This is a genomic window from Bacteroidia bacterium, assembly GCA_020852255.1.
Taxonomy (GTDB): Bacteria; Bacteroidota; Bacteroidia; order JADZBD01; family JADZBD01; genus JADZBD01.
In genome coordinates, this window is the sequence record JADZBD010000016.1 from 212,080 (window position 1) to 228,259 (window position 16,180).

Annotated in this window: 9 protein-coding genes; 6 read left to right on the top strand and 3 right to left on the bottom strand. The window is 45.9% G+C overall.

Annotated features, from left to right (window positions below; genetic code table 11):
• Positions 1 to 9 precede the first annotated feature (9 nt).
• Positions 10 to 5,811: a hypothetical protein gene (locus IT233_09590; protein ID MCC7302884.1), complete on the bottom strand. Its 5,802-nt coding sequence runs from the start codon at positions 5,809 to 5,811 to the stop codon at positions 10 to 12.
• Positions 5,812 to 5,953: 142 nt separating this feature from the next.
• On the bottom strand, positions 5,954 to 6,616 hold the full coding sequence (gene plsY, locus IT233_09595) for a glycerol-3-phosphate 1-O-acyltransferase PlsY (GenBank protein ID MCC7302885.1): 663 nt from the start codon (positions 6,614 to 6,616) through the stop codon (positions 5,954 to 5,956).
• A 134-nt stretch (positions 6,617 to 6,750) separates the two neighbouring features.
• On the opposite strand from plsY, the gene IT233_09600 reads away from it, so the two are divergent.
• A complete protein-coding gene (locus tag IT233_09600) occupies positions 6,751 to 8,946 on the top strand; it encodes a S9 family peptidase (GenBank protein ID MCC7302886.1) in 2,196 nt (731 codons plus the stop codon).
• Here IT233_09600 and IT233_09605 read toward each other — a convergent pair.
• On the bottom strand, positions 8,943 to 9,344 hold the full coding sequence (locus tag IT233_09605) for a hypothetical protein (protein ID MCC7302887.1): 402 nt from the start codon (positions 9,342 to 9,344) through the stop codon (positions 8,943 to 8,945). The genes IT233_09600 and IT233_09605 overlap by 4 nt on opposite strands.
• 478 nt (positions 9,345 to 9,822) lie before the next feature.
• On the opposite strand from IT233_09605, the gene paaZ reads away from it, so the two are divergent.
• From paaZ to IT233_09630, 5 genes are all read left to right on the top strand, one after another.
• Positions 9,823 to 11,943 (top strand): phenylacetic acid degradation bifunctional protein PaaZ, encoded by a 2,121-nt coding sequence (gene paaZ / locus IT233_09610; protein ID MCC7302888.1) that lies wholly within the window; start codon positions 9,823 to 9,825, stop codon positions 11,941 to 11,943.
• A gap of 17 nt (positions 11,944 to 11,960) precedes the next feature.
• Positions 11,961 to 12,671 carry a serine/threonine-protein phosphatase gene (locus tag IT233_09615; protein ID MCC7302889.1) on the top strand — a complete coding sequence of 237 codons (711 nt, stop codon included), beginning with the start codon at positions 11,961 to 11,963 and terminating at the stop codon, positions 12,669 to 12,671.
• A gap of 107 nt (positions 12,672 to 12,778) precedes the next feature.
• Positions 12,779 to 13,660: a universal stress protein gene (locus IT233_09620; protein MCC7302890.1), complete on the top strand. Its 882-nt coding sequence runs from the start codon at positions 12,779 to 12,781 to the stop codon at positions 13,658 to 13,660.
• Positions 13,657 to 14,889 carry a cation:proton antiporter gene (locus tag IT233_09625; protein ID MCC7302891.1) on the top strand — a complete coding sequence of 411 codons (1,233 nt, stop codon included), beginning with the start codon at positions 13,657 to 13,659 and terminating at the stop codon, positions 14,887 to 14,889. The genes IT233_09620 and IT233_09625 overlap by 4 nt, the downstream gene beginning before the upstream one ends.
• Complete coding sequence (locus IT233_09630; protein MCC7302892.1) at positions 14,886 to 16,172, top strand: replication-associated recombination protein A; 1,287 nt, start codon at positions 14,886 to 14,888, stop codon at positions 16,170 to 16,172. Before IT233_09625 ends, IT233_09630 begins: the two co-directional genes overlap by 4 nt.
• Positions 16,173 to 16,180: the final 8 nt, after the last annotated feature.

The window sequence follows — 16,180 nt, forward strand, 5'->3', positions numbered from 1 at the left end:
ATAACGGATCTACTTCCCGCCGGTCAACGCTTTGGCATCTTCAACGGAAATTTCCGCTCCGTTACGGTAAGCAATTATTCTGGCTTTCAGCAATCCTTGCTCTTCAATTCGGAATAACGATGTTCCGGCAGAAGCGTAATCTGCGAATTTACCAACAACATACCGATTCGTATTTCCGCTTTTAATTATTCTGATTCCCTGCTTCTGTACCTTTAGAATTTCATTGGCATCCCGCGTTGGAACCCTTCCTTCATATTCCCCAAGAAAAATACAAAAGACAACCCCTGTATCGGTGACAGCGTTATTCGGGACCGGTTCGTAATTCGATATCTGCCCTACAGAAATTACAGAGGGATCTCCGGGAGATGAGGTGGTTTCGGGTTGTGTAGTAGTCTCGGGTTGTGTAGTAGTCTCGGGTTGTGTAGTAGTCTCAGGTTGTGTGGTAGTCTCAGGTTGTGTGGTAGTCTCGGGTTGTGTAGTAGTCTCGGGTTGTGTAGTAGTCTCAGGTTGTGTAGTAGTCTCGGGTTGTGTAGTAGTCTCGGGTTGTGTGGTAGTCTCAGGTTGTGTGGTAGTCTCAGGTTGTGTGGTAGTCTCAGGTTGTGTGGTAGTCTCAGGTTGTGTGGTAGTCTCAGGTTGTGTGGTGGTAGGTACTGGAGAAAGGCTCCCTGTACCTGTAAGTATCCCCTTTCCTTCACGTGCAATGATGTTGGCCGCTTCATCGGGAGTAATCCGCTCTCCGTTATAATATGCAGTAACAAAGGCATCCTTTATTCCCAATATGACAATCCGTTCCTTGTTCTTCTGCGCATCTGCGAAATTATTGTATTGTCCAGAAGAATATCTGAGAAGCCCCCCCTTGACCTGTTCACTATTTAGAGGCGAAACCCCGAATAGCTGCGCGGAAGTAACCGCCTTTGAGTATACTCCAACCTGCACGGTAAAGAACAGTCCTTTCATTTTCTGAACATTTGTAGAACGTACATCGTTCACAACTACATCTGGCGGAGTGGTAACAGGTGGAGTAGTTGTTGTTGTTTCAGGTTGAACAGGTGTTGTGCTGAGCGGAACTTCGTTGCCCTTGATCATGGTCAGGGCATCATTCGTATTAATTCTCTTTCCGTTCAGGTAGGCAACAACGAATGCATCTTTGAATCCCAAGGCCTGTATCTGTCTTTTTGCGTTATCTGCATTTTCATATTTGGTGAATAATCCTGCTGTGATCCGGGTAAATCCATTAGCGGTTAATTCTGAACTGAGAGGAGAAATTCCACCTAGTTTCTCCGGATTCACAGGATTTCTGAATGCCCCGACCTGGACTTTAAACACCAGCCCCTCCGGTAGTTTATCCATTTTCGGAATTGGCTTGTTGACTGAATAGATGGTGCGGGGCGTTGTAACAATTTTATCCACTATCATACCGGAAATTGTTGGTGAAGGAGGCTGTGTGGTAGTGGTAGTAGTTTCAGGTTGGGTAGTAGTAGTGGTAGTAGTTTCAGGTTGGGTAGTAGTAGTAGTTTCAGGTTGGGTAGTAGTAGTAGTTTCAGGTTGGGTAGTAGTAGTAGTAGTTTCAGGTTGGGTGGTAGTGGTAGTTTCAGGTTGGGTGGTAGTGGTAATAACCGGTACCGGGGGCGCAGAGCGTTCGATCTTCGGAGCTGTTGTAATAATGCTGTCGGAGACTTTGGAATCCACCTTTGCCAGAATTTGCCTGGACTCCTCCTCCTTAACTTGACCCATTTTCTCCTTCTGTTTTCCAGATTGCATAAGAGAATCGGCTTCCTTTTTATTTTTAAAGGCAAGCGCGTCTAATTCCTCTGACTTCTTAAGGAGTTTCAACTGTTCCGCAGGATCCGTCACCTTTGCCGTCTTATTTATCAGCAGTTGTGATTCGGTATATTGTTCCTCCGACTTTTTCTTTAAGTCCGCTCCTGCATCAAAATCCTTTTGTGCGGATTTATAGTACTGATTGGCATCCTGCACAACCGTCAGGTACATTTTGTATTCGGGAAGGGATGTGGTGGGAGTGTCTGGAGTAGAAGTGGTAGTGGTAGTAGTAGTGGAAGGCTCTGGCTGTGTGGTTACAGGATTTGTTTGAACTATAACGCCGGACTTAATATAAATTTCAATGGATTGCTGTTGGCGTTGAAGGGCCTTCTTCTCCAGGTCAAGAGCCGCCTGGTTATTCCCGGCTTGTCGCTCTTTTTTAGCATCAGCAAAGAAAACCTTTGATTCATGGTCGTAGATTCCAGCCAGATCCATCTCCGGAGTATTCAAGCCGGAAGAGGCAATGTATGCGTCAATTTCGCTGCTGTTTTTCTCGTATTGGGTTTTATTTAAATCCGCGGACAACTGCATTGACTCTCGCTCCTTTTGCATGGCATCCTTTTCATAGTTCTGTACTAGGTTCAGAATATCCTCCTTTTTCTTTGGATCCTTCTCTATATTAGCTTCAATGCGTAATGAATCCGCCTTATAACTATATTGTTCTGCCTCCTTTTTCAGACGCAGGGCATTCTCCGATTTCTGCTTGCTTCCATCTGTCGTGTATTTGACCTCCACCTTAGAAAGGTCCCCGGGATCCGGCTGAGTGGAAGTGCTGTTTACGCTGGTGTTTAGCTCTTCGATTTTTTCTTTGCTTGCAACCGACATTTGTCGCATCTCGCTCTGCTTATTGTCCAACTCCACTATCTTTTCATTCAGTTTCTTTTTCTCCTCTTTCTTTTTTGTGCTGGCTAGAACCTGCTTCAGACTATCGCTCTCCTTCTTGATCGCATCTGCCCACTGAGAGTAAAGGATCTCCTTTTGCTTCTCCTTTTCCACCTCTGTGGTTATTGTAGCTGAAACATTCTCAATCTGATTTTCAAAATATTCATTATAGTTCTTCTCCGGGCTTTCGGTAGTAGTAGTACTAAGTATCTCCAGATTCTTTTCTGACTTCTTTACCTGTTGAATATTTTCACTGATCTGGTCCTTCGAGCGATTCATGTCTGTTTGTAAGGCAACTTTTGACGACATAGTAGTGGCAGTATCCAGGTGCTTTTTAAGCTCCTCCTGCTGAACCATTAATTCCTTGTTCCAGTTCGAATAGAGCTCGAGTTTTTTCTCCTCTTTGCTTTTCGGATCAGCTATATTCTCTATCTCCTTCAGCTTACTCCCGTTCTCGTTATTAATTCTCTCGATGTTCTGAACAATAATGTCCGGAGTTGTAGTGGGAGTTGTTGTTGTTGTGGTGGGAGTTGTTGTTGTGGTGGTGGTGGGAGTTGTTGTTGTGGTGGTGGTGGGAGTTGTTGTTGTGGTGGTGGTGGGAGTTGTTGTTGTTGTGGTGGGAGTTGTTGTTGTTGTGGTGGGAGTTGTTGTTGTTGTGGTGGGAGTAGTAGTTGTGGTGGTGGGAGTAGTAGTTGTGGTGGTGGGAGTAGTAGTTGTTGTAGTGGGAGTAGTTGTTGTTGTGGTATTTTCCGGCAGATTGTTCTGGATATTATTAACACTGATGTTGAGTTTATTCTTGTCGATATTAGAAACAGAGACCGTCTCAGTTGATGTATTCACTTGCTGGATAAGATTAGAAGCAATATTAACCTGATCTTTCAAGCTGTCGGCCTGTTTCTGTAACTGGATGGTTCTGGAATCTGCCAGGGCCTTCTCCTTTTTCTTTTCATTGAGTTCCTGTTCCATCTCAACGATCTGTTCCAGCTGTGCCGCCTTAAGTTCCACATTCTTCTGTTCTCCTGCCTCTTTCTTCATACGGTTGATTTCTTCCTGCATTCCATCAATATCCGTCTGAATATCCTGTCCCTTCTTTTTGGATTTATCCACAAGGATTTGCTTTTCCTCTGCCGTTTTTTTGATTTCCGTCACAACATCTCCGGTTCCCATCCCTTTCTTCTGCATATCCTTCTGCATTTTCTCCTTTTCATCCTGCAGAGAAAGAATCGTCTCAGCGGGCACCTTGTCCTTGAGCGCCCTTTCCAGATCCTTTGCATATTTAAGTTCCAGATCAGCCTGCTGCTGTTTGTCCCTGGCATCCTGCTCCATTTTCTGGGCCAGATTATATGCAATGAGGGTTTGTTGAGACAACAAATCGATCTCGTTCTTCATTTTTGAGATGTCCTCTATTTCCTTTTGCTTCTGAAGCGGGTCCTGAACCTGGTCGAGGTTTGCTTTACGTTGTTCGAACTCCTGCTGCTTTTGAGTTAATTCTTCATTCTTTGCATTCGAAAGATATAAGTAGTGGTCGGCTTCCTTCTTGTACTGATTCGCATCCTTTTGTGTTTCCTTAGCATCGGTATACGATTCGGTAATAATATCTTCATTCGAGATAGGTGTTTTATCCGGTGTTTTATCCGGCTCTTGTGACAGCGGTTCCGGATCTGAAGGAATGGGATTCATATTGGTTTTATCCGGCGTGACATCCAGATTGGCCCGCTGCTTTAGAATATCCATTACGGCCAGGTAGTCATCATCGCTCGGAACAGATTCGAAGTTGTTCGTTACGATCAGTACATCTTCGCCATTCTCCTTTTTAAGGACCATAATCTGCTGCCCAAGCGGTTTCAGTTCATATTGCACAGGTACTACCACCTTTTCTGAGAGTGACTTGTACCCCGCGGCTTCTACGGTAAACAGGAAAGTTCCGCCATTAGGAACATTCAGCAAGTAGCCGCCATCCGTTTCTTTAGAATTGAAAATCCCTACAATCTCTCCGTTTGCCAGGTTCTTGATTGTAATTCGTGTTTTCAGCGGCAAACTATTACCATCTACCGTTTTGCCCTTGATCAGAGCAATGTCAACAGGCACACGCTCGGTCCGTATGCGGTACACCGCAACCATACCATCGGGAGTACTTCGGCCGGAAGCAAAAAAACCTGTCTTATCCTCGGCGTCGGATACAAACATAAAATCATCATCGGGAGTATTAATTGCAAAATCCATATTAACCGGCTTACCCCATGTGCCCGTAGTTTCATTTCGTACTGATTTGAATATATCATAACCTCCCATTGAATTGTGACCCTTGGAACAGAAGTAGAGTATATTACCACTGGGATGCAAAAAGGCGAAGTCCTCATCGGCTTCAGTATTCACCGGGTAACCCACGGGCTTAGGCTTTGACCAATCTCCATTTGGCAATCGCTTTTTAAAATAAATATCCTTTCCCATCTCACCTTTCTCACCATAGCTGGAATAATAAAGTTCGTCCTTCCCCTGCTCATAATACATCACAGACTTCAGCTTCATTTTTCTGTCATATGCTGTTTTGAACTCGTCAGGCATTACAATAATTTTAGCATTGGATGATGACAGATCATACGAGTCAAAGAAATCAATTCTCGACACCTCCTTTTTCTCAAGCACCACCAGATCCTTGATGTTCTTGAGCAGCTTTTTCCCGTTTTGACACATGGTAATCTGTTCATCCGTCCGGTATTTCTGCGCCACCTTAGGAGAGACCTTCGACTTGAAGATGGTAAAAGCGGTAATGGCATCCTGGAAACGGTAATTGAGATGGTAGGCCCGACCGAGGTAGAACATCACCTGAGGTTCTACCTTCGGATCCTTCGATGCCTTTTCAAGAAAGGGGAGCGCTTTCTCTTTGTCCGGTGTCGTGAATAACATACACACACCGAATTTGTAGGAATAATTCGGATCGCTTTGATTCAAACTGAGGAGCTGAGAGAACAAAGGAAATGCCTTCGCATATTCTTTCTCTTCGAACAGGCGCTCTGCCTCCTTCTTTACATCCGCCTCAGAAGTAAAATCCTGAGCATTCCCGGTGAAGGATAGCAATAAGAATATCAAGCCAAGGATACGGCTCATAGCACGTGACCTTTACCCTTTATTAGTGGATGCACAAAACCCACATAATCCATACAAAATGCGTGCATATCCTAACAAAATTAGGTATTGAAGCGGGCTGTGTCAATGCTGCATAACCCCTTTATTCACAGGAAATTGTTATTTACTCCTCATCGGCTTCCCGGGGCCGGGAGGCAGGTCGCTTTCTCAGGAGGTGGATCTTGGACTCTTCGCGGTTAATCAGGCGTTCAATATTCTTTTGGTGGGTTAACAGGACAATGGCAACCAGAAACAGGGAAAACGCTACAAAAGAAGGCACCCCGGTAGGAAAGAAGAACATCAGACTTACCGGAAAAGAGAGGGCAGAAACCATTGAGGAAAGTGAGACATAATTGGTTAGCAAAAAGACAAGTGCGAATACACCAATGCAAACCAGGGCAGCCTGAGGATGAAGGGCCAGTGTAACCCCCAGCAATGTGGCAATCCCCTTCCCTCCCCTGAAAGCAGCAAGAACCGGAAAAATATGACCAAGCAAAGCCGCGATTCCCAAAACCATTTGTAACTCTAAAAAGCGCTCATTACCAGGACTTTCTGAAACGAGATAGGCCAGATTTACGCTTCCCCATCCCTTCAGTACATCAATTATCAATACCGGGAGACCAGCCCTTTTTCCCAGAACGCGGAAAGTATTTGTGGCCCCGGAATTGCCACTTCCGTGTTCCCGCACATCCACCTTGTAAAAGTACCGGCCGATCCACACCGCCGTTGGAATAGACCCAATGAAATAGGCCAAAAGAATGGTAAGAAAATTGGAAAGAGTCAGCATCGAAATACAAATTTAAGCAATTGAACAGGAAAATCCGAATCCTCAACCGTTCATACTTTCAACATACTAACTCACTGGAAATGCCTAATTTAAGGCCGGGAACGGAATAAAATTCACTTAACTTCCTGAATATCATGAAGAAACTGATCTTAACCACCTTTAGTCTCCTGATCTTCACTGCGCTGAAGCCTCAGGGAGATAAACTAATTACCCTGGAGGACATCTACAAAAGCCCTGCATTCTATGGGCAGGGTTTTTACGGAATGGATTTTACCGCCGACGGGAAACATTACCTGGAAGTGGATAATTCAGAACCCGGGAATAAGAAAGTAGTCCGCTACCACCTTGCCTCCGGTACCGCAATTAATACGGTGGTTCAGGAAAAAGAGCTTCTGATCAACGGAAAAAAGCCGCTGATCTATTTCGAATCCTTTCAGTTCAGCCCGGATGAAAAGAAAATTCTTTTTTATGGTGAACAGGAAACCGTATACCGTCACAGTACATTGGAGAATTATTACATCTTCGATCTTGTCTCACGGCAGTTAAAGGCACTTTCTGTTTCGGGTAAGCAAAGCCTTGCCGGATTTTCCCCCTCCGGATCACATGTGGCTTACGTACGCGGTAATAATTTGTACCTGGTAGAAACGGCTACGGGAAAGGAGACTCGTGTCACTGCCGACGGAGAAAAAAATAAAATCATTAACGGTGCGCCGGATTGGGTGTATGAAGAAGAATATTCCTTTATAAAGGCGTATTGGTGGAGTCCGGACGGAAAGTATCTTGCTTATCTGCGCTTCGACGAGAGCGAGGTCAGAGAATATAATATGCAAAAGTGGGGAAGTCTGTATCCCTCTGACTACCGTTTCAAATACCCTAAGGCAGGGGAAAAGAATTCTGTTGTAACCGCCCATGTTTTTGACCTCACGTCCGGAAAAATCAGAACGGTAGAGACCGGCGCGGAACAAGACCAGTATCTGCCAAGGATTTCATGGTCAACATTGCCCGGACAGCTCTGTATCACGCGCCTGAACCGCCTCCAGAATCACCTGGAACTGCTTTTGGCCGACTGTTCATCAACCGAAGAAAAAATAAGCAGCCGCGTTTTATATACAGAATCGGCTCAAACGTATATTGAGATCCACGACTTTCTCAAATTCAGGAAAGACGGTTCTTTCCTATGGGTTTCTGACAAAGACGGATGGACCCATATCTACCTTATGGATAAGGAGGGTAAACAGGTGCGGGACCTCACTCCGGGAAAATTTGATGTCCTGGATGTATATGGTGAAGATGCGGGCGGGAATATCTATTACTGCGCAGCCGAAGCACATCCCACAGAAAAAGAAGTATATGCTGTAAAAAATGATGGTTCGGGAAAACGTACTCTGTCGCTGAAAAAAGGTGCTTCCATGGCGTTATTCAGTCCCGGATTTCTCTATTATGCATTGAGCCATTCGGATGCCAACACTCCTCCCCATGCGGAATTGTATAATAGCAAGGGTAAGCTGATGCGATCTCTGGTTACCAATGATGAGCTCATCAGTAAAATGAAAGGATACAAGCTGGGAAAAAAGGAATTTATTAATGTGCCCACCGCAGACGGAACGATGCTGAATGCATACATTATAAAACCGAAGGATTTTGATCCCGGAAAAAAATACCCTGTATTTATGTATGTATACGGAGGTCCCGGGAACAGTATTGCACTGAACCAGTGGACAGGTTCAGAGTACTTTTATCAGCAGATGCTGGTCCAGAAAGGCTACATCATTGCCTGTGTGGATAACAGGGGTACCGGCAACCGCGGGAGAGATTTTAAACACTGCACTTACAAACAACTGGGAAAAATAGAAACCCAGGATCAGATAGATGCAGCCAAATATTTCGGCGGGTTACCTTATGTAGATAAATCCAGGATCGGTATTTTCGGATGGAGTTACGGAGGATATATGACCAGCCTTTGCATCACCAAGGGGGCAGAATATTTCAAACTTGCCATTGCCGTGGCTCCTGTTACAAACTGGAGGTATTACGACTCCATCTATACCGAGCGGTATAACGGATTACCACAGGATAATGCCTCCGGGTACGACGACAATTCTCCCATTAACCATGCGGATAAGCTCAAAGGAAAATATCTGCTCATTCATGGAACCGGCGACGATAACGTGCATTTTCAGAACGCAGTGGAGATGACCAATGCTTTGATAAAAGCGGGAAAGCAGTTCGAGACCATGTATTACCCAGACCGGGCGCATGGTATCAGGGGTGGAAATGCTACGTATCACCTATACACTCTAATGTCGGATTTTGTTTTAGCTAATCTTTAGGTCCGGTAACCGGCAGCGATTTGCTTTTTTTTTAGCCAGGCCATCGCATGGCTTTCATCGGTAAACATCCTTGTCTCAACCTCCGGCTTGTTGAAACGGATAAAAAAATTAGTAGTCATTTTCATTGCCAGTGAATTAGTAAGTACTGCCCGTGCAATTACTTTTTTGTTATAACCCGCCTTTGCAACATACGCTCTCGTTTCAGGAGATGCCTTTGCATTGCGATTAGCATCAATCAATACACAAAACCTCTCACCCCCTGTCTTCTCAATACAATACTCCATGAGTGCCTTTACCACAGGGATATCCAATTCCACATCCTCCGCCAGTCGGATAATGAAAACACCTTCAGAAAAGCGAACATTTCCAAAGGAGAAATTCTTGTTCTCAGGGGTCACAGCATAGCGAATATAATCTATTCTTTGTAAATACAAGGTTAATAGTGTGCACAGATCAAACCCTGATTGCTGTCACACAAATATCATCCAGTTGTTCCAACCCTCCCGTACACTGAATATAATCCCTCTCCGCTCTCCTTCATTTATGAAATCGCAAGATTTGAAATGCTCCGGATAAATTCCCTAAACCGCTTCGAGGAATACTTCTTCTCTTTTTCTCCTCCGAACTAATCCGTGATTACGTCATTGTGCCGCACGAGTACAGGGAATGAAAACGCTGCGATCAGCGCAGCAAAAGGAATATCCACGATCGGAAATATCCTCGTGATATATACTAACTGAACTCTCCTCGTTTCGTCCATCAACGGTACTACAGCGGATCCGGCCGGCGAGGTAAGGTTTCCGAACAAATGTATAAAAAGAAAATCATTGACTTTTTGTTATTTGTTATATTTAGGTCCCTGAACTACGCATCAAAATGACTCTGAAAACTGCCGCTGCAAAACCGCTGGAAAACTACACCCTTGGCCAATGGAAAAAGGGTGAAGGAGAAGGACAATTATTGTTTAACGCGATCACCGGAGAACCATTGGCCACAGCCAGTTCCGCTGGACTTGATTTCGGTGCCATGTGTGAATATGCACGGAAAACGGGCGGAAGCAAACTGCGAAAGCTGACCTTCCATGAAAGAGGCCAGATGCTGAAAGCCCTCGCGCTTCACCTTATGAAAGTGAAAGAAAAGTTCTATTCCATTTCCTGGGCTACCGGTGCCACCCGGTCCGACTCATGGGTAGATATTGAAGGTGGTATTGGAAATCTCTTCGCCTATGCCAGCCTGCGCCGAACATTTCCCAATGAAACCTTTTGTCTGGATGGCGATATTGCAAAACTATCTAAACAAAACACATTTATAGGTCATCACCTTTGCGTTCCGAAAGAAGGTGTGGCTATTCACATCAACGCTTTTAATTTTCCTGTCTGGGGCATGCTTGAAAAGGTGGCGGTAAACTGGCTAGCCGGTGTACCAGCCATTGTTAAACCTGCAACACTCACCTCCTACCTCACTGAAGCAGTGGTGCGGGAAATTGTAAGTTCGGGAATATTGCCAGCCGGCGCCCTTCAACTTATTTGCGGAAGCGCGAACGGAATATTGGACCATGTTATAAGTCAGGACGTGGTTACATTTACCGGTAGCGCTGCAACCGGAAAAGCGCTTAAATCACATCGTCGGATCATTGAGGAATCTGTCCCTTTCAACATGGAAGCAGACTCGCTTAACTGCTGTGTTATGGGACCTGATGTGAGTCCCGACAAACCGGAGTTTGATATTTTTATTAAAGAAGTAGTTCGGGAAATTACCACAAAAGCCGGGCAAAAATGTACTGCTGTACGCCGCATCATTGTTCCTGAGAACCGTGTGGAAGAAGTGCGTGTGGCATTAGGCAAACGGCTTGCAGGCACCGTAATCGGTGATCCGCAAACTGAAGGAGTGCGGATGGGATCGCTGGCAGGACAATCGCAAAGGAAAGAAGTAATGGAAAAGGTTGAACAGCTTAGCCGCAGCCAGAAACTTATTATCGGTGATTTCGAAAAATTTGAGGTAAAGGGGGCTGACCGACAGAAAGGAGCCTTTATGCCACCAGTCATTTTTTTCAATCCCGACCCCTTCAACAAAACAGATTGCCACTCCATTGAAGCCTTCGGACCGGTAAGTACACTTATGCCTTATAATACCCTGGGGGATGCTGTAGAGTTGGCAAAACTTGGCAAAGGATCGCTCGTTAGTTCCATTGTAACCGCCGATGAAAAAGCCGCCCGTGCATACGTACTGAATGCGGCCAGCATGCACGGCCGCGTGATGGTTCTCAATGAAGAATGTGCCAGAGAAAGTACAGGCCACGGGTCTCCCCTTCCTATGCTGGTTCACGGCGGTCCTGGCAGAGCCGGTGGCGGAGAGGAGATGGGCGGACGCAGGGGGGTGTTTCACTACCTTCAACGCACCGCCATTCAAGGCTCACCAACCATGCTAAGTGCGGTAAGCCATCAGTACCTTTATGGAGGAAAATACACCAACAAAGACGTTCATCCGTTCCGTTGTCATTTCGAAGAACTGGAGCCCGGCGATACACTTATAACAGACACACACACCGTCAAAGAATCTGATATTACCGAATTTGCAGCGCTAAGCGGAGACAGATTTTACGCACATTTACAGCCGGACGCCCTGGGCGGAACGGTTTTCAAACGCACCGTGGCTCACGGATATTTTATCTTATCCAGAGCTGCCGGCCTCTTTGTTGATCCGCCCAAAGGACCTGTGCTTCTGAACTATGGGATCGACGATTGCCGATTTACCAAACCCATCTATCCCGGGATGAGCATTGGGGTGCGCTTCACCTGCAAAGAGAAAATTGAAAATGACAAGCCCCTGAATGCCGCGGATGGTACGGAGGTTAAAACCGGAATCGTAAAATGGGTAGTGGACGTTTTCGATGCAAGTCCACAGGATGTGCGCGACCGCTACAATCTTGAGGGATCAACAGGAGACACTGTGGCCATTGCCACCATCCTTACCATGGTCAGGAAGAAGAATCAATAAATTAGTATATTCGCCTTATGGAAACAGCCACAGAAACCAAACCCTTCTTCATCCTCTACAAACCCAAAGACATCGTAAGCGGGGATTTTTATCACGCTTTAGCCCATAAGCACGACAGTATTGATCACGAATTATTCTATCTCTGTGCAGCCGACTGTACCGGGCATGGCGTTCCGGGGGCGCTGATGAGTATGATCGGCATTTCCAATCTGAACGAATCCATTATCGAAAAAAAACTCATTCATCCCAGTGATATTCTCAACAATACGCGGAAAGGTATTATAGCTGCTCTCAATCCTGAAGGCAGTGAAGAAGAAAGTAAAGACGGCATGGACTGTGTGCTGTGTTGCTTTGATTTCAAAAATATGAAACTGGAGTTTGCTGCTGCTAACAATCCGCTCTGGCATGTTCGCGACGGGCAGCTTACAGAATACAAACCGGATAAAATGCCGGTAGGGGTGCACGGAGAAGATATGAAACCGTTTACGCTGCAGAAAATCGATCTCAGGAAAGGAGACATCATCTACCTTTTCACCGACGGCTATGCCGATCAGTTCGGGGGCGACAAAGGAAAAAAATTCAAATACAAGCAGCTACAGGAAAAACTGATGTCGATACACACGCTTCCTATGGAGGACCAGAAAAAGATCCTGGATGAAACCTTCGAAAAATGGAGAGGCAACCTGGAACAGGTTGATGACGTATGTGTGATCGGTGTACGCATCTGATTACTGCCTCTTTTCCCGGAATACACTGAATACCCAGATGACAACCAGGGTTGTCTGCTTTTTCCCACACTTCTTTTTCCTACCTTCGAATCAGAATCAAGGATTTTATGGATACTAGTAAACTCAAAGGCAGACCTCCCTTCCCTTTTGAAACAATTGCAGTGGCCATTGCTTTCTCACCGCGGCTGGAAGCGTTGCTTTCCGAGTCACATCATCTGGCGAAAACATTCGGCGCACGGCTAATTCTCATCCATGTAGGCACTGCAAATGCGTCTAAAGCAGATAAGATTCAAAAAGTGTGTGCCAAAGCAGGTATCACCAACCCGGAAGTGATCTGGAAAGAAGGAACTCCCGCCACTACAATCCTTCAGGTGTGCAAGGAAAACACCGTTGATTTGCTGGTGATCGGAGCGCTTAAAAAAGAGAGTCTGCTGCGCTTCTACATAGGATCGCTGGCGCGCACTATCTGCCGGAAAGCAAAATGCTCTGTTCTCCTGCTTACTCGACCGTCATCTATCCGCCGAAAGCCTGAACGCATAGTTGTAAATGGCGTAGAGCATCCCAAAACAACGGAATCACTGAAGACCGCTGTCTACTTCGCAGAAAAATACGATGTTAAAGAGGTAAAAGTTGTGAAAGAATTGGACATGACCGGGATGGCCATGACACTAGCCGACGACACGACGGCATCCCATGCCAATAAAATGAAAAAGGAGATCACCTCCGAAGCGGAAGGCTACCTTGAATCCATTATTCACCAATGCCAGACCCGTCAGGTTCAGCTTACTGAAAAAACGGTCAAGGGGAAACCGGGCTTTGCAATCGGTAAATACGCCCGTGACAAGAAAGCCGACCTGCTGGTGCTGAATTCCCCCGATAAGTCACTGGGGCTGCTGGACCGTATATTCACACATGACCTCGAATTTATCCTCGAGGATCTTCCCTGTGACATTCTTCTTGTACACTCCCGTAACCATTCAGAAAAATGAACGGTTTAAATAGCACCGAACTTATCGTATTGTTGCTATCCATCAGCGTTATGCTTATTTCCTCCCGCGTGCTTGCAGAACTGGGGAAACGGTGGAAACTACCGGTGGTGATGGGAGAACTTTTCGTAGGAATCTTACTTGGACCAACCGTACTGGGACTGATTTCGCCCGAGACATTCAGCTTTCTCTTTCCACCAACAGGTAATGTGCCCATTGCGATGGACGGTATCTTTAAACTATCCGTTGTGATGCTGCTTTTCGTTGCAGGAATGGAAGTACAACTACCACTGGTACTTAAACAAGGAAAGGTAGCTATCTCCACCAGTTTTTTCAGTATGATCATTCCTTTTGCCACAGGTTTTGCCGTTGCCTGGTATTTCCCGGAGTTGTTCGGTATCAACGCGGAGGGGAAAATCCGTCTGCTGTTTGCACTTTTCCTCGGCACAGCCCTGTCCATCTCTGCTTTACCCGTTATTGTCCGTATTCTGATGGACATGAATCTGTTCAAGACAAATGTAGGCATGGTGATCGTAGCCAGTGCAATGTTCAATGACTTGTTCGGCTGGTTGATCTTTTCAGTGGTTCTTTCCATGGCAGGTCAGCCCGACAATATGAATATCGGCTATACCATTTTATGGGTTCTGGGTTTTGGGATCTTCATGCTCACCATTGGCAAAAAGATCATTGACCGTATACTGCCCTGGGTACAAAACAAACTTTCCTGGCCCGGCGGTGTACTTAGCGGCACCCTGGGTCTTTGTCTGCTGTGCGCTGCTTTCACCGAATCCATTCACATTCATGCAATTCTCGGAGCATTTATCGCAGGTATCGCGATCGGGGACTCCGTTCAACTTCACGAGCGTGCACGAGAGATCATTCACCAGTTTGTAACCAATTTCTTCGCACCGCTGTTTTTTGTTAGCATCGGATTAAAGCTAGACTTCGTAGAGAATTTTAACCCTGTGATTGTTGGTGTTGTTCTTCTGCTATCTTTTGCCGGAAAAGTACTCGGCGCCTACATAGGAGCAAGACTGGGCGGAATGGGTACCTCTAATTCTCTTGCGGTTGGCTTCGGTATGAATGCACGGGGTGCTATGGAAATAATTCTCGGTACACTGGCTTATCAGGCAGGACTGATCAGCCAACCCATATTTGTGGCACTGGTGGTGATGGCCCTTGTCACTTCTCTCAGTTCAGGGCCTCTTATGCGAAAGTTTGTCAAGACATGAACTCTCCTGCAACACCACTGGCAGAGCGGCTCCGGCCGCATACACTCGATGATTACATCGGGCAGGAACATCTTGCAGGTAAAGAATCTGTACTTCGTCAGACCATTGAAAAGGGACTTTGCCCTTCCATGATCCTTTGGGGACCACCGGGAGTGGGGAAAACCACACTGGCAAATATTATTGCGAATGCACTCAAACGTCCGTTTTACACGCTGAGTGCAATTAACTCCGGCGTAAAAGATATCCGTGAAGTCATTGATAAAGCAAAAGGAGACCCGTTTTTTGGAACAAATCATCCCATCCTGTTCATTGATGAGATTCACCGGTTTTCAAAATCGCAGCAGGATTCACTGCTGAATGCAGTTGAAAAAGGAATTGTAACCCTCATCGGAGCTACCACTGAAAATCCCTCCTTTGAAGTCATTCCCGCCCTGCTGTCCAGGTGTCAGGTATATGTCCTGGAACATCTTAGCCGTGAAAAACTTGAACAAATTCTGAAACTCGCCGTCGAAAAGGACGAGTATCTGAAGAGCAAACACATTGAATTCAGGGAAACAGAAGCTCTGATCCGCATTTCAGGCGGAGATGCGCGAAAACTACTGAACGCGCTTGAGCTGGTGGTGCTCTCCCGCTCAGGTTCCGGTCCTGTTATTATTACCAATGCAGTTGTTACAAAGATCATACAAAGCAAAATGGCATTGTACGATAAATCGGGCGAGCTGCATTATGATATTATCTCTGCATTTATCAAATCGATCCGCGGAAGTGACCCGAATGCCGCTGTTTACTGGATGGCCAGAATGCTCGAAGGAGGCGAAGACCCTCTTTTTATTGCCCGTCGTATGATCATCCTTGCCTCAGAAGATATCGGGAATGCCAATCCTACAGCACTCGTCATCGCGATGAATACTGTCCAGGCCGTTAATGTGATCGGTATGCCTGAAGGCAGGATTGTTCTTTCGCAGTGTGCTACCTATCTGGCCTGTTCCTCAAAAAGCAACGCTGCCTATATGGCCATTGAAACCGCGGCTGAAAAAGTTAAGGCAAACAGCAACCTCCCCGTTCCACTCCACCTGCGGAATGCCCCAACACGCCTGATGCAGGAGCTTGGATACGGAAAAGAATACCAATATGCACATATAGGTGAAGGGAACTTTATGGAACAAGAATACCTTCCTGAAGAGCTCAGTGGAAACGTCTTTTATCAACCGGGATCCAATGCCAGGGAACTTGAATTCAGGAAGTTTCTCAGAGAAAGATGGAAAAATAAATACGGTTACTGAATTACTTT